We start from the raw sequence: 15,054 nt of genomic DNA on the forward strand, positions 1-15,054 counted from the left end.
CCTGGCAAGCCCCCCACCGCCGTCAAAACTCGTGAACATCACCCGACCGTGGAACCGGGCGCCTCCAGAACCCGTGTACAACCGCCGTCACGACTCATGAACAAAGCCACCCGGAGGTGTGCAGCGTCGCCAGGTACGCTGCGCGCTTCCCGTCTGCTGTGGCTTGGACCGGCCCGCAGTGCCCCTGCACGGGGAGCCGCACAAACCCGCCGGTGGCCAACAGCCGAACCCGAGGCCCGCTCACCGCGCGGCCTCCATCGAGCCGTACCACCCCGTCGGTGTCCATGGTCAGCCGTCCCGCGGCCGCCCATCCGGCTACCTCGGCAACCTTCTCCGACCATCCCAGGCGCGGAACGATGCCCACCGCGTCCATGTAGTCCGGGTACCACCGCTCACGTTCGGCGATGGACTGTTCCGGTGCGCCGGTCTCGGGGTCGGCCGGAAGCATCTCGCTGCCCTCGTCCCCGTCTTCGGTTTCGGCGCCGTCGCCCACCGGTCGGCCAACGCGTTCAACGCCGCTGTCAGCATCTCGAACGGGTCCGTGCTCATCGTCCCCGCAGTGGCTGCCGGGGGAGTGTGCAGGAATGGGAGTCACTACCTCCGCCGCGTCATCCGCTCCCGCCTCGGGAACCTTGACCGCTTCCCGCGCCTTACGGTCCTGCTCTGCCAACTCCGCCAGGCGCGCCCGCGTCGCGTTGTACGCCTGCACCACCAACTGATGCGCCGCCGGCTTACTGTCGGCGATCCCCACCAGCCGCCGCGTCTTGGGATCGTGGCCGTACCCGGGCCCTTCCCAGACCACGAACTGTTCCCCGTACCGCTCCATCCCGTACGACTGCCATCCGCCGTAGGTGATCTCCCAGCCCTCATCCGACTTACCCTGCGGAGCACCCACCAGGGCGCGCTGCACGTGGTCGTCTGCGGCAGCCAGCATGCGCGTTTCGGAGTCCTGGCGCACCATTGCCCACACGTTGCCACGGTCCGACGCCGCGCCCACCTTCCTGCCGTCGCCGTTCTTGACCACGAACGGCTTCTTCAGCCGGTGGTTGGTCTCGATGCGGTACGTGTGGCCGTATGCCGTGGTCATGATCGACGCGTACCCGTCCGCCTCCCCAGTCCGGGTCATCTCCTCGCCGCATCCCACCGCGGGGGTGTCCATGGCATCGGCGGGGATGGCGCGTACCCACCAGGCGACATACGCCATGCGCTCAAGGTGCACCCATTCCCGCTGCGCGGCCGACGCTTTCCGGCTGCTCTCCACGATCTCGCCCCAAGTGCGACCGGCGAAGGCCACCGCCAGATCTTCGTGATCGTCCGCGCCCATCTGCGCAGCCTGGGCTGGCGCGTCGGTGTACCGGCCAAGGCACCACCGGTCAGCCTGGAACCGTGTCCCGTCCTGCTCTCCCTCGATGAGGAGACCGAAGCGGCCGTGGCAGATGTCGCACCGGCCCCCCTCGTTGGCGCCTGTCACCACGCACCCAAGCGCGATCAGCTCATCTGACGGGGCGCCGGCGAACGCGTGGAGGGGGACTGCCTGGCGGCCTGGCCCGGCCGGCGCCGTCGACTGCGGCCCCTCGGTCTCCTCAGGTTCGCTGGTTTCCTCGGACGCCTCGGGTGCCGGGACCGCATCGCGATCCGGAGCCTTGACCACGATCCCCGGGTGCGCCCGGAACGACCAGCCCTGTTGCTGCGCCACCTGCCGCAGCTGTACGTACCCCGTGGGCAGGTCGTACCGCGCGGCGTCCACGTCTTCCGTGACCACCGCTTCCGCCCGCACCGGGACCGGAGCCGGCTCAGGGGCCGATTTCACCTCAGGTGCGGCAGACAGGCGTGCCGTGCGGCCCTTGAACGGCCCGTCGTACCCGGCATCCCCCCATTCGGCCACCAGCCCCAAGGAGGCAAGCGCCGCGTTCGCCGCCTTCACCGCACCGGGATCCATCGCACCGCGCACGAACCACCGGGCCTCCCCAGGCGGCGTCAGGTCCACCGCGTGAAGTTCCTTCCACCGGCCGTCCGTCAGCCGCAGGACCGCCGTAGCAGCACCGCCGGCCGCGTTGATCACCGCGCGCTTACACCTCGCCACGTCCACCCTCGGCGCCCCTTGTGGAGCCGGCTCGGGGCCCGGTTGCGGAGGCTGGTGTGCGTCCCACACCGCCAACGCCTCATGTCCCTTGGTGGTCAACTCCACAGACAGCGGCGCGGCGTCATCCTCAGGAACCGTGATCCCTGCCAGTCCGTGACCGGTCGCCCACCCCATATCCCTGAGCAGGACCGGGGCGCCCTTACGGATGCGCCACTTGCCCGACGTCGTGACTTTCACGGCGCCTGCGTCGATAGCGCGGAGCACCTCGGGGAGACGGGCTTGCCACCGGAGGACGTTGGCGCGTTCACGGTCGGTCATCACACCCGGCGCCGCGCCTTCGGGACCGGCCACGGGAGCCGGCGCGGCGTGCTCGGCGAACGCGTCCCGCGCAGCCTGCGCGGTAGCGAAACGCAGCACCCGATCACCGTCCATGAACTGCCCCCTGGTCCCCATGCCGGGGCACCTGCACATCACCCGAAACGGACCCTCCCCACCACGCTGTTCGTGGTACTCGATCAGTCCTTCGTGGCCGTTGCGCTCCACCGGCGCCGCAACCTCCACCGACCCCAGCACCGCCCCCGGCACCACTTCGCCCAGCCAAGCCCCTACCTGCAGCGTGGCTTCGGCCCGGGCGTTCGCCGCCGCCTCCTCACGCTCCACAGCCGACCGCTTCTCGCGCTGCCGAACCCCCCACTCAATCTCCCGGCTAGAAGACGACACCCACCGCGGGAACGTCGGATCGTGCTCCTCGCCCATCGGCGCGGCAGCCGCTGACGCCCACACCTGCGCCGCACGGTGCGCCAGCATCCCCGCCGACACATCAGCACCCACCGGCGTCACCACCACCCGACGCCCCTCCACCCGCACCACAGGGCACGGGAACGCTGCCTTGAACCATGTGATCCGCGCCCACCCCGCCCGCAACTCCCGCCGGTACGTCTCCACCGGCCCGCACCCAGCCGCCAACGCCCAGCCGCGCGCCACGACGTTCACCGCCAACGGCTGTTCGCTACGCCGCTGCTCCCACTTCTCCATTACGACCCGGGCCTGGCGGCGTGCTTCGCTCCGATTCCGTTCGGCCACCATCAGCAGCAACGCCCGTCGCAACTCGGCCGCCTCAGGGCCGGCCGGCACGCGGCCGTCCCGGAGCATTGCCTCCAAAGCCCGCATATCCCGCCACGGGCGGAGCGTGTACATCCCGATCCGGCTGCCGGTCAGAGCCCGCCAGGCGGCAGCCACCATGTCTCCGCGCTCACCGCGCCGCACCCTGGCGCCCGGAACGTCCAGCGCACGCCCCTCCTCCGCCACCTCCTCATGCCCCGCCGCCCCCGCAAGCTCGATTACCGCGCGGTCCCGCGCATCCCACAGCCCCTCCCACACCTCACCTTCCGCCGTGGACTGCTCAAACCGTCGCTCGCGCTCGGCGTCGAACACCGCGCCCCACTGCTCACGCGCCACCCCCACAAATGCCGGAGCATCCGCGTACCGGCGCACGTACTCGGAGAGGATCCCTCGCACCTGCCCGAGGAACGTCTCCAGGTTCATACCCGGAGCGGCAGCAAGACGTTCGGCGTCCCGCCGCGCCACCTCGGCCTGAGCGGCCGCCAGCAACGGAGCGAACAGTTCATCCGCCTCAGGCGCCAACAGGGCCTTCTCCAAACGGTCGGCCGCGTCCACGGCCAACTGCGCCAGCCGGGCCACACGCCGCGCCATCTCAAACGCCCGACGCGCATCCGGCACCAGGCCGCGAGCCTCCGTGTCCGACACATCAAACATCAGCGCCTCGACCACATCCCGAGCCCGGCACGCGATCCGATACGCCGCCCGGTAATGCGGGCCCCCCTCCAACTCCGCCTGCGCCACCCACGCAGCCTCGCCGCGCCGTGCGGTCACCGCATCCAACGCCACCTGCGCCCGCTCCAGCGCCCCCGCCGCATCCGCCGAACGCTCCCCAGCCACCTCACACCAGTGGCCAGCGTCCCGCCCCTGCGCCGTACGCTGCTCCCGCTCCCCCGTGCGGTCCACCAGCGTCCATGCCTCATCTCGGACGCGGGCAAGCATGTCCCGATACCCGCAGCCGGAGTGCACCACCGTCACGGAACCATCGGGCTCCACACACCCCATCGTCCCCGACCCCCACCGACTGCCGTTCCACACAGCCTCGGCCACCACATCCGTCATCTGAAGATCACCACGCCCATCCGGCGCCAGCCACAACCCTTTCATCACCAGACGCCAGCACCGCGCACTGTCACGCCACACGGAGCACTCCCACCCCCGCGCCTGCGCCTTACGCCCCAACGACCCCAGATTCCGCGGGGCGCCATCCGATACCGCCTGCGCCACCATGTCCACCCCAGCCACCTCGGCCCCCTCCGCCGACACCAACACCGGCGCAATATCTGTCTGGTCCTGTTGCCCCTGCGGGCCGTCATATCCATGTGCTGCACGATCGGAGTAGTCGCTCACTTCTGCATCCTTTTGGTTCAGCTGGCGGAGTACCGGGCACAATGCAGCCCCGGCCATGTTCCGGCCGGGGCTGCGTCGAATCCGTCTGGTTCACGGCGTGGGTGGTTCAGTTCGATTCCTCCCCCTTGATCTCCTCCAAGGCGAGTTCGAGTTTTCCGAGGGCGTAGTACTTGAGGCGCCGCAGATCCTTGGTGATCTCTGTGGTATTGACGGGAGCTTCGGTGACCGTCGGGTCGTGTTTCATCAGCACGTCCAACAGGGTCTTCTCCGCCTCCTCCAGCATCTCGACGATGCTCTGATTGATCTTGGGTCGCTTGCGGGCCACGGTCAGCCTTCCTTGTACGCCGTGATCGAGGCGTGCCCTGCGACCGCCATTTCTTCGGCGTGCAGGACAATGGGGTGAAGGTGCTGGTAGCAAGCGAACTCGTTCCTGCGCTCGCCGAGGCCGGGAATCCCTGTACGGTTCACCGTGTACGTCACGACGTGATCCGGTCGCATGATGCAGCGCGCCTCGTCACCCGGAAATCCCCCGCAGGTTGGGCGGGTATCCTGCTTGATCTCGATCTCGGTGGCGGTGGTACTAAGCCACGCCTTTGTCGTGTACTTCATGGTGATTCGGATCCTCCTTCTGCCGGGGGTTACCGGACACAAAAGCGGGCCGTTCCCCGAAGGGAGCGGCCCGCCGTCGAATTCGTCTTGTCCTACGCGTCGGTGGAAACGGAATTTCCGTCGATCCGGGTTCCGTCGGGGTACACCTTGGGCAACAGTTCGAGATCGCCACTCAGCTTGTTTTGCAGCTCTCCGAGAAAATTCCGAACTGCCTTATCAAATTCTGTATCCGAACCGTCGACCTCGCTCGCGCACTTCGCGCATACGCGGTTGAGGAGATCCCCTCCGATACCCCGGATCTCGAACGTGGGCGTGTCGGATGCATCGACGTCGATGAACACAACGGGCGCCATCTCGAAGTTGGTGCTCGTGCACCCCTTGAAGCCACACTGCATGCTCTTCTCCTTCCTCGTTGCGGGCGCCTGTTGGCCGCCACGGCGACTCCACGTCGCTGACGCGGAGCGCCGAAGCAGTCAGCAGGTGGTGGCCTTCCGAACGTCGTTCCAGCCGTAGAGGCCGGTGGGTACGCCCGCGTTCCACTCACACAGTCGGGCATCGACCGGGTCAGCTTCCTGATCAGTGATGAAGTGGGTGATGGCCACCTCACGCGCGTACGAGAATTCGCCGTCGGCCACGTAGGAGTACCGGCCTCGTGCAGGGTCGTTGGGGAAGTCGAAGGTGAATTCCCAGACTCCTTCGCCGTCCGGTACTTCGGTGGTCCAGGGGTCGGACTCGGCCATGAAGGCGGCTTCCCTATTGAGCCAGTCGAAGTCCTTGAAGTCGTCCTTGTGCACTAGGCGTGCGATGAAGAACTGAGCCCGGTCCAGAGAGAAGGTGGACACGAGTTCGTCGGCCGGAATGAGTTCGATGCTCTCCCCCTCCCATACGTAGAAGGCGGCTCGCTGCGGGTCCTCATTCGGCTGGCCCTGGACGGTGAACACGTGGCCGGCGTCCTCGACCTTCCAGACCTTTCGTTCCTCCATTGCGAGCATGCTGCTGAAGATGCCCGAAACGGGCGGCAGTTCGGTGACGGTCTGGCGTTCACGCCAAGCGGTCATGATGTTGTTCTCCCGGCAGGAGGAGCAGTCGTCGTCGCACTCGTCGACGTGCGGGACGGTCAGTTCGTCCCGGAAGGCTCCGTACGTGACGCCCTCCGCGGTCGGCTTCGAGGCCGCCTCTACGGCAGGCCGCCGGCCGACATCCTGGAGGTGGATGGTGTTGGTTGAGGTGTGGCGTGCTGGGGTGGGGCCGTACCCGGGGCACGATCTGGCTCGGGTACGGCCGGACGGCCGGGGCTCAGCCAGGTACGTCCGACGTCGACGGCGCGGTGGTGGTGAGGGCGCCGCCGCCTCATTCGGCCAGACGGCACTGGGCAGGGTCAGGAACTGGCCTGCGGCTTCTCGGCCAGCGGGGGCGTCACGTCCACCCGCAGGGCGCGCCGTGTCGCCGTGTTGCTGCTCTCCACCCGCCACACCTTCCAGCCTGCCTCAACGAACGCGGCGGCGACGGTGTCGAGAGCAGAGTTCCGGGCGGTGCGGACGGTCCGCGACTTACGGGACCTCATGCCCCGCTCGTCCTGCGCACCGTCGATGAACCAGAAGAGTTCCAGCGTCCGCCCCGCCCCGGGCCACATGAACGCGCCCTGCGGCCCCTCCGGGCTGTGCCACTCCCGGTACAGCATCTTGCGACCGGGAACCGTGGCCACCGGAACTTCGGCCGCCCGCAGGATGTCTATCGCTGCGATAACGCCCGGGTCCTGCGCGTACTCCGGCAGGACTCCCACCGCGTCCAGCTCCGCACCTTCACCGCTCACGGCCGGGCGCAGCTCCCCCACCTGGGACTGCCGCACACCCCCCTCGCCGTGCTTGTCGGGCTCTACCGCTCGATGCGCCGCCTCCAACTCGATGCGCTCCGGCGTACCGCCGTTCACCATCCGCATGGCGTACGCCGCCTGCTGCTCGCTGCTGCTCATCAGGTGTTCCTCTCCTTCGGGTACCGGCCTGCTCTCGCCGGGGATTGCGCCGGGCAGGCCCGGCTAACGTCGCCGCCCAGCAGGGCGAACAGACGCGGTTTCTGGACTTTCTGAACCGGTCACACGCACGTGGGCGCGTACGGGGCCGCGGGGGCGCCGCCCGACCCGATCGCCGGGCGGCGCCACGGTGCGGGATCAGACCTGGCTCAGTCCGGCGTACTCGACGGGGACCTCGACGCGGAACAAGTGGTTCAGGGCCTTACGGGCGTTGTCCGCCGCGTTCAGGCGGCCGTCGAGCCGGGCGATGCGCACGATCAGGGGCGGGTGCGCGGGGATACGGCCCATGGGCGAGTCGACGACCGCCGTGATCCGGACGAACACCTGCTTCCCGGTCGGCAGCACCGGCCGGCAGTCCACGCGGATGCTGGGCGTGCCGGTCTCGATGGCGGCACGCTCGTCGGGCGTGCCCATGGTGGCCATGTACGCGCGGGCCGCCGTCCGGATCTCCTCGGCCGTGGCGGGGACGTACGTGCCGCGCATCTGCTCGGCGCGCGGCTCGACAGCCAGGACTGCCGCGCGGGCGCGCTCGATGGCGGCGCGCGCCTTGTCCCGGGCGGCGGTGCGGCTGGCGAGCCCTTCGGCGGTGCGCAGGGCCTCCCATGCTTCCTCGGTGGCGTCCCGTGCCGCGCGCAGCTCGGGGTGAAGGCCGGCGGGCGCGGCCAGGGGCAGCGTCTCCAGGTGGCAGGCGATCGTGTGCAGGTCGCGCGGGGACTCGCTCAGGGACGCGTCGCGGATGGCCTCGTACGCGGCGAGCGCGGTGAACAGGGGCGCGGCGGTGGCCGGGGGCATCTCGGCGGCGATGGCCTCACGGATCGCGGGGTACAGCTCCGGCCGAGGCGGCTTCACGCAGTGGGCGAACGCGGCGCACAGTGCCTCGTCGGTCGGCTCCTCGGTGTGCTGGTCGGCCCACCACTTTCCGGCGAACTGCACCGCGTGGCGACGGGTCTTGACGTCGTCGGCCGGGCGCTCCTCGGCGGTGGGGACGGAGCGGCCACCGGTGCAGGGGCCGTCCCCGTTTGTGGCGTACGGCGTGCCGCAGCCGGGGCAGAAGTCGACGGAGTGGTCAGCGATCAACGCGGTGGGGATGTACCGGGCGGCCTGGTAGCCGTTGGACACGTAGACGGTGCCGTCGGTGTCCAGGGTGGTGCGGGCGCGACCGGGGGTGTTGTCGAGCATGCGGCGCTGCACCATAGCGACGCCGCCGCGGTCGATGTCGGCCTGGTCGTCGTGGTTGGGCAGGATCCAACGGCCCGCGTCGCGGAGCTGGACGACGTAGTCCGTGTGAGCGAGGACTTCGGCGGGCGTGCGCAGCTCCTCGCGGGTGAGTTCGCGGCCGGGCATGCCTTCGAGGACGGAGGCGCCAGCGGGAACGGGGTCGGCGGCGAGGACCTCGGCGGCCGAGCGCGCGGCGGGGGCGGGGGCGGTGCCGTACAGGCGGGCGAGAGAGTCGACCGCAACGATCAGGTGGTGTCCGGGCTCGAACACGCGGGCGTCGCCCATGACGCTGTCAGCGTGGGTGCGGGTGGTCCACGTGATCTGAACCCACGGGGTGCCGGGGCCGTTGTACGCCTTCACGGTGCCGATGGTGCGGTCTTCCAGGCGGACGGCGGCGATCACGTCCATGCCGGGGCGGACCATGTCGGCGCGCACCGGGATCGCGGTTCCGGCGGCGACGGCGGCGTACGTCTCGGCGAAGTAGGCCAGGAGGGCGTCATCGATCGGGCCGGTGAGTTCCTGGGCGGTCGGGCGCTGCTCCTGCACTGCGTTTGCGCCGTGGCCGTCGGTCCATACATAGCCGCTCGGTTCGCTGTCGGCTTCGGCCTGGACGGTCACCGCCCGGGCGGTGAAGTGGAAGTCGTCGGGCATCACTGGTGCCCGTATTCTTCTCTGACCATGGTTAGGAACTTGACGCTGAGCGTGTTGTGCACGACGCCGAGGATCTTGTCCCCGTGCCGGTCGTGGATGACCTCGTGGCCGCGCTTGGCGATGGACGCGGACAGGTAGAACCGCCGGCCCTGGTACTCGCGGTAGAGGCAGTTCGCCGACTCCGGAAACGGCTCGCAATTGCAGATCGGGTCGACCGTATCGAGGATGACGTCCCCCGGTCCCTGGCCGATCGGCAGGAGGCTCGCGAGCTGGACGCGGATGATCTGGTCCCGCTGCTCAGGATCACCAGGCCGTGTCATGTCGGCTGAATCGACGATGCTGCGCGTCCTGCGCACGATGTCGGGGCGCTCCTTCGAGTGCCAGTTCACGGCATATTTCGTGAGGACCGATCCCGCTTCCTCGGTGTCAGCCGGCTCGGGCTCATTGGGTTCCATTGCGTTGTCCTTTCGTGGTTCCTCGGTCGGGCGGTTTCCCGAGCATGGAAAAGCGGCCCACCCGGATTTGGATGAGCCGCCGCTGTCTTGGGGCGTACGTCGCGCCGGGATGTCAGTCCTCGGCGCGTTCGACCGTGACGATGTAGGCCATGTCCTCGGCGTCGCGCCACTCGCCGATCACGCGCCACCCGGCCTCGCTCAGAAGCTGCTCGGCCTCGTGCCGGCCGTCCTCGGGGTCCCCGTCTTCGGCGGTCACCGTGGTCAGCGCGCGGAAGGCAGCGGGCGTGGGGTAGTCGGGCGACCACGCCCGCTCGTCGCCCGGATGCTCGCCAATCAACTTGTCCTGCCACACGGCGACTTCCATGCGCGGCTGGGAGAGGTGACCGATGCCGTAGGTCATCCAGGCGCTGAAGTGAGGGCGGCTGGACCAGTCAGCCTCGCGCTCGTTCTCCAGGTCCCAGCGCTTGAACATCGCGCCGAGCTGAGCGTAGACGTGGCGGGCTTGCGCCTCGTCCAGGGACAACGTCCCACCTCGGGGCCGGCCGTCCTCGTCGGGGGCGATCGGCGCGTAGTACTCGAAGCCGGAGCGGAAGCGGGCAATGTCGCCGATGATCAGCTCATGACGCCCGTTCAACGACTGCTCCAGCGGCGGCAGGTGGCTGCGGTCGATGTCTCGGATGCTCGGCAGCGTGCGCAGGTCGATGATGCCGCGGTCGGTCTGGGGCTCCATCAGTTGAATTCCTCTTCCTCGTCGGGGTCTATCGGACCGAAATGCGGGGCGTTGGGGTCGCCGAGGGTTACCAACTCATCGTCACCGCAACGCCAGTTGGTAGTGCTGGAGTCGAACCAGGGCTCCTCGTCACCGAGCCAGCGTGGGTCCCACACGACCTCGTGATCATCTCGGGTGTAGTGGATCTTCGCCTGCCGCTGGATTCCGTCCTTGTCGATCCAGGTGTGTATCCACGCGTCCCACCGTACCGGCGTGCTCATCAGTCCTCTTTCCGTGGTTCCTTGGTCGGGTGGGTCAGGATGCGTATGCGCTGAGGACCGTGTACGCCTGGGCGACGGAGGCGTTGCGCAGCCACACAGCAGCCCACGTCCGGCTCCGGGTTCCGGTTTCTTCACGCGTCACGGCCAGGGCATGCCGGATGGTGAGAACGCCACTGACGTCTTGCAGGTCGGTGTACCTGGGCATGTCGCTGACGACATGCTTCGCGATCAGGCCCGGGAAGGTCACGGCGAGCGTGGCGCGGTATTCCTTCGGAAGGTTCTCGACGCCCTTCATGGGAGTGCCGAGGACCGGCCGGATGCCCTGCGTGATTCGTGCCGCCTCCCGGACGGACAAGTGCGGGAGGCGGATCTCCACACGGGTGCTGTCGTCGGTCGGGGCGGTGATGATCACATGGAGGGGACGTCGTTCTCCGTCTTCGTACTCCCGGATTGATACATTCAGCCGCTCTCGCTTGTACTCGATAGTCGTCCGCTCGGTGTGAGGCCGGGCGATGGCGTTGATTCCCGCATCCCGCAGCGGCAAGGAGAGCACCCGCAGGCCGGCCACTGCGTCCTCCCGTCCGAAGTGCGGCAGGATCTCGGTGCGGATGGCCTGCACCGTCCGCTGGACACTGACTGAGCGGTCGTCGGCCGTCTCGATCACGGCGGTGACATCTTCCAGCGGCCTGAGCTTGTCGCGGCTGATCGACACATGCGCGGTGAGAAGGACTCGGTCCGCGCCGTCGTCCAGGGCGATTCGGAATCCGATGGGGTGCACGACGATCGCGGAACTCAAGATGCCCTCGACCCGCCACTCCGGGCCGAGCATGGCGGCTGTCTCATACGCGATCAGGCGGAGCGGTTCAGAAACGAGCCGCATATCGTTCCAGATGGGGTCGGACATGGGTTCTCCTAACTTGCGCTTCATCCCACTTGGTGCACGGGCATGAAAAATGCGGCCTGCCGATTGGCGAGCCGCTGCGTTTCTGCTGCGTCCATGGCTGAACGCATGGTGCCCCGCGCCGGAATTGAACCGGCTGCATTCTTCTGACGGGGCTGGCCGGTCATCGGCCAGGTCACTGAACCTCTTTCATCCTGTTCCGTGGGGGTGAAGTGGCCTGGTCAGCGGGGTGGTGGGTGACATGGCAGAGCCCCTTGTCGTTGGGGTGTTGATCTCACTCGACACCGGCGCCAAGGGGCTCTGTTGGTTCCGTATCCTGCCATGCTCGATGTCCCGTACGAGCTCGTTGAGCACGTCTCGTGGCTGATCCACGCCCGTCGGCGCGAGCTGAAGTCGCCCTGGCGGAGGCTGGGGTGCTTCAAGCAGGCCCTGCTGGTGCTGGTGCATCTCCGGAAGAACGAGACGTTCGCCCAGGTCGGAGCAGGTTTTGGAGTCTCGGAGTCCACGGCCTGGCGATACGTCGACGAAACCCTCGAGATCCTCGCTGCCTGGGCCCCAGGCCTGCGCGAGGCCCTGGTCGGGCTGGGTGAGGGCGACTTCGTCATCGTTGACGGCACGCTCATCCCCACCGACCGCATCAAGGCGGACGAGCCATACTACTCCCAGAAACACAAGCGGCACGGCATGAATGTCCAGGTCGTCGCGGCACCGGACGGGACCCCGCTGTGGTTTTCCCGCGCGCTGCCGGGGCGGGCGCACGATCTGACCGCTGCCCGGGCCCACGGCATCGTCCAGGCCTGCCTGACCAGGGAAGTCCTGGTCCTGGCCGACCGGGCCTACCAGGGGGCCGGCGCCACCGTGCGCACTCCGTACTACAGACACCGCGAACTCCCCGAGCACTACCAGCAGTTCAACCGCGTCCACACGCGACTCCGAGCGCCGGGCGAACGGGCCTTCGCCCGGCTGAAGTCCTGGCGGATCCTCCGCCGGGCCCGATGCTCCACCAACCGCATCAGCCGCACCGTACAGGCCATCCACACCCTTCTCACCTGCAGCTATTCAGGATGAAAGAGGTTCACTCGGTAGGCGTGAGCTTCACGTCGTAGGTGGTCTCGCTCGCCTCGTATTCGGTGTGGCCCTCGATCACTGCCTCGGCCACCTCACGGATCCCCTCGGCGGCGGCCTCGACGGTCTCACCTCGGAAGGTGATGACGCCGTTCACCCACGGATCGTGCTTCGGGTGCGTCGTGAAGCCCTTCACCAACCGTGCAAAGAACTTGCCGCCGGTCCAGGCACCCAGGCACGCCCACATGCCTGTCTCAGGCTTCTCGGCGATGCCGATGCTCGTCGGGCCTTCCCGGACATCGAAGCGGCCGTCGTCGCGCTGTTGGAGGTAGCCGATCCCCGACCCCGCGCCCCGGGTGTTGCAGTCCACCAGAAAGTCGCCGCCGTTGATCGGCATGAGGGAGATGAGTACGCCGTGCTTCGGCAGCAGTTCGGGGTTGAGGGGGCGTGGCCGGTCCGTGGGGTTGGTGCGGTCGGACTGCTCGGGCGGCTTGAACCAGTACATGAACTCGGCGGCCAGGTGCTCGGTCTTGAAGCCGTGCACTGCGCCCTGCGTGCCGGTGAGGCCGGCGTGCTCGGCGACCCAGCCGGCGCCCTTGGTCAGCCAGGCGCTGCCGAGCGCTTCGCCGGTGTCCTTCAGGCGCACGCGTAGGCGGTTGTCGTTGTCGGGGTCGACCGGTTCGAAGGTGAATTGCGGCACGGTGTTGCTCCTACTCGTAGATGCGGGTCTGGAGGACGACGTAGCTGATGGAGCCGAAGGCATCGCAGATCGCGCCGGTGGTCTCGTCCCAGCCCCGCAGGCCCGGGACGCGCAGGACTTCCACGATCTGGCCCTCGGGGGCGTAGAGGATGATCAGTTCCCGGTCGGTGACGTTCGTGTGGCCGGGCGTCCAGGTGGCGAAGTACGCGGAGCCGGATTCGGTGACCCGGTTGTGGAAGTGGAAGACGGCCTGCTTGTACGAGCGGTCGAGTTCGGGGTTGACAATGTCCGGCTTGGGGCGCCCCCGGTTGGGCAACTTCTCGGCTCCGAACCGGCCAGCGGGCAGGTCGTGCCGCAGGCCGTACTCGCGGTCGCGGAAGGTGAAGTAGGCGCTGTACTGGTCGTCGTCGGTGACCACCCGCCAGTCCTCGATGTGCGTGTGGATGAAATCGACGGCGTACTCCCGCCACTCGGCGGCGGATGCCGTGGCCCGCTCGTGCAATTCGGCGTGCACCATGTCGCGCGAGAAACGCAGAACCTCGATGGACTCCGGACGCCCCGGGCACCCGTTGGTCTGGAAACGGAACCAGTTGACGCGGCCGGTCGTGCCGCAGTCGAAGCACCGGGCCTCGTGCTCCGCGTCCTTGAGCAGCCGGTGTCCTTCGACGATCTCGATGAACACGCTCTCCGGCATGTGCACGTGGAGCGGCACGAGCCGGGCCTTGAGTGCGGGGCGCCGTACGTAGGACTCGCCGCAGGGCTTGCACACTGGGTCACGGAACGGCTCCCGTGTACCGGCCTCACCGTCGAGCATCGAGCCCAAGAGCATGTGGGTGGCCTCACCGGCGCACGGGTCGTCGGCGGGGACAACGGTGGACTGAAGAGTGGAACAGCGCATGACGCTCCTATGAGAGAGGGCCGGGGTTGGCCGGGTCCGTTTCTTTTTCGGGGGCGATCAAGAAGTAGTCGGCCATGTCAGCGGGCTTCAGCTTCCGGCTTTCCCCTGTGGTCTCGCCGCGCAGGGTGTACGAGAGATCGAGAGACCGGGGGTATCCGTTCTCCATGCGCCATCCGTTGTGCTGGACGCTGACGACTTCCCACGACTTGTCGCCGGGCCCTTCGAGCCGTTCTCCGACTCGAAGGGCCCGGGCAGGTTGCGTTTCCGTAGTGCTGTTCATACGTCGACCTCGGCGGCGAGCCAGTAGGTGTTGTAGCCGTACTCGAACCGGATCGGGCCGGTCGCTGCGGTGACCAGCTTGACGGCCTGGTGCCGGTCGATGGTCACACCCTTGGTCAGGTGCGCCTTCGCTCCCAGCTCGGTGCTCCGAAGGAAATGCAGCAGGTAGTACTTCGCCTCGTGGAACGGCAGCAGGATCGTGTGACCGCGCGCCGGGTTACGGTGGCCGGCGTCGCTCTCCTGCCAGCCGGTCGCGAGTTTGGGGGCGTCGGGGGCCTCGGGACCGGACCAGTGCCGGTCGATCGCTTCACCCACACGCTGTTCGAAGATGCGGTCCCACACGAACGTCTTGTGCGACATCTCGACGTACGCCTTCAGCGCGGCGTCCGCGTTGTCCGTGGACCGGGGCCCGTCGAAGTGCTTGGAGTAGGCCCACTCGCCGTCGCGGAAGCCGTCGTCCTTGCTCTTGCCCGGGTACATGCGGCCGACGATCCATTCGGCGGTGCCGGTCTTGCCCTTACGGGTGCCGAGGAACTGGCCGTAGTAGCGGTCGTCGTAGTGCTTCTGGCGGGCCTGGTGGACGATGGTCCACCCCAAACCCACGGTGCCTACTGTTTTGCCGATCACGTGGTTTCCTCTCGAATGCAGTAAGCCCACCGCTTCGGGCTGCATCGCGGTGGGCGTCGAAGGGGTCAGGAAGCCTGCGG

The 15,054-nt window shown here is 68.0% G+C and carries 16 protein-coding genes; 1 reads left to right on the forward strand and 15 read right to left on the reverse strand.

Annotated features, from left to right (window positions below):
- Positions 1 to 94: 94 nt before the first annotated feature.
- From SNOUR_RS41815 to SNOUR_RS41865, 11 genes are all read right to left on the reverse strand, one after another.
- The gene (locus SNOUR_RS41815) at positions 95 to 4,552 is read right to left on the reverse strand and encodes a hypothetical protein (protein WP_067342849.1); all 4,458 of its coding nucleotides are present in this window, start codon (positions 4,550 to 4,552) and stop codon (positions 95 to 97) included.
- A gap of 106 nt (positions 4,553 to 4,658) precedes the next feature.
- Complete coding sequence (locus SNOUR_RS41820; protein ID WP_067342847.1) at positions 4,659 to 4,877, reverse strand: hypothetical protein; 219 nt, start codon at positions 4,875 to 4,877, stop codon at positions 4,659 to 4,661.
- Positions 4,878 to 4,879: 2 nt separating this feature from the next.
- Entirely contained in the window at positions 4,880 to 5,161 is a 282-nt protein-coding gene (locus tag SNOUR_RS41825; RefSeq protein WP_067342845.1) for a hypothetical protein, read from the reverse strand.
- A 92-nt stretch (positions 5,162 to 5,253) separates the two neighbouring features.
- Positions 5,254 to 5,556 carry a hypothetical protein gene (locus SNOUR_RS41830; RefSeq protein ID WP_067342844.1) on the reverse strand — a complete coding sequence of 101 codons (303 nt, stop codon included), beginning with the start codon at positions 5,554 to 5,556 and terminating at the stop codon, positions 5,254 to 5,256.
- A 78-nt stretch (positions 5,557 to 5,634) separates the two neighbouring features.
- Positions 5,635 to 6,219, reverse strand: coding sequence for a hypothetical protein (locus SNOUR_RS41835; protein ID WP_067342842.1), 585 nt, complete (start codon positions 6,217 to 6,219; stop codon positions 5,635 to 5,637).
- 320 nt (positions 6,220 to 6,539) lie between these two features.
- On the reverse strand, positions 6,540 to 7,133 hold the full coding sequence (locus tag SNOUR_RS41840; RefSeq protein ID WP_067342840.1) for a hypothetical protein: 594 nt from the start codon (positions 7,131 to 7,133) through the stop codon (positions 6,540 to 6,542).
- A 195-nt stretch (positions 7,134 to 7,328) separates the two neighbouring features.
- Complete coding sequence (locus tag SNOUR_RS41845; protein WP_067342839.1) at positions 7,329 to 9,059, reverse strand: hypothetical protein; 1,731 nt, start codon at positions 9,057 to 9,059, stop codon at positions 7,329 to 7,331.
- A complete protein-coding gene (locus tag SNOUR_RS41850) occupies positions 9,059 to 9,514 on the reverse strand; it encodes a hypothetical protein (RefSeq protein WP_067342837.1) in 456 nt (151 codons plus the stop codon). Before SNOUR_RS41850 ends, SNOUR_RS41845 begins: the two co-directional genes overlap by 1 nt.
- A gap of 112 nt (positions 9,515 to 9,626) precedes the next feature.
- Positions 9,627 to 10,244: a hypothetical protein gene (locus SNOUR_RS41855; RefSeq protein ID WP_067342835.1), complete on the reverse strand. Its 618-nt coding sequence runs from the start codon at positions 10,242 to 10,244 to the stop codon at positions 9,627 to 9,629.
- Positions 10,244 to 10,504 (reverse strand): hypothetical protein, encoded by a 261-nt coding sequence (locus SNOUR_RS41860; protein ID WP_067342833.1) that lies wholly within the window; start codon positions 10,502 to 10,504, stop codon positions 10,244 to 10,246. Before SNOUR_RS41860 ends, SNOUR_RS41855 begins: the two co-directional genes overlap by 1 nt.
- Before the next feature lie 34 nt (positions 10,505 to 10,538).
- Positions 10,539 to 11,408, reverse strand: coding sequence for a hypothetical protein (locus SNOUR_RS41865; RefSeq protein ID WP_067342831.1), 870 nt, complete (start codon positions 11,406 to 11,408; stop codon positions 10,539 to 10,541).
- 318 nt (positions 11,409 to 11,726) lie between these two features.
- Between SNOUR_RS41865 and SNOUR_RS41870 the strand changes: the two genes are divergently transcribed.
- Positions 11,727 to 12,473: a transposase family protein gene (locus SNOUR_RS41870; RefSeq protein WP_067342830.1), complete on the forward strand. Its 747-nt coding sequence runs from the start codon at positions 11,727 to 11,729 to the stop codon at positions 12,471 to 12,473.
- Between the two features lie 7 nt (positions 12,474 to 12,480).
- On the opposite strand, the gene SNOUR_RS41875 is transcribed toward SNOUR_RS41870, so the two are convergent.
- From SNOUR_RS41875 to SNOUR_RS41885, 4 genes are read right to left on the reverse strand one after another with little or no spacing between them, the layout of a single operon-like run.
- Positions 12,481 to 13,170: a hypothetical protein gene (locus SNOUR_RS41875; RefSeq protein WP_067342826.1), complete on the reverse strand. Its 690-nt coding sequence runs from the start codon at positions 13,168 to 13,170 to the stop codon at positions 12,481 to 12,483.
- A gap of 10 nt (positions 13,171 to 13,180) precedes the next feature.
- Positions 13,181 to 14,068, reverse strand: a complete 888-nt coding sequence (locus SNOUR_RS41880; RefSeq protein WP_067342824.1) for a hypothetical protein — start codon at positions 14,066 to 14,068, stop codon at positions 13,181 to 13,183.
- A 7-nt stretch (positions 14,069 to 14,075) separates the two neighbouring features.
- Positions 14,076 to 14,348 (reverse strand): hypothetical protein, encoded by a 273-nt coding sequence (locus tag SNOUR_RS46925; protein ID WP_159425705.1) that lies wholly within the window; start codon positions 14,346 to 14,348, stop codon positions 14,076 to 14,078.
- Positions 14,345 to 14,950, reverse strand: coding sequence for a hypothetical protein (locus SNOUR_RS41885; RefSeq protein WP_067342822.1), 606 nt, complete (start codon positions 14,948 to 14,950; stop codon positions 14,345 to 14,347). Before SNOUR_RS41885 ends, SNOUR_RS46925 begins: the two co-directional genes overlap by 4 nt.
- Positions 14,951 to 15,054 lie beyond the last annotated feature (104 nt).

The organism is Streptomyces noursei ATCC 11455 (assembly GCF_001704275.1).
Taxonomy (GTDB): Bacteria; Actinomycetota; Actinomycetes; order Streptomycetales; family Streptomycetaceae; genus Streptomyces; species Streptomyces noursei.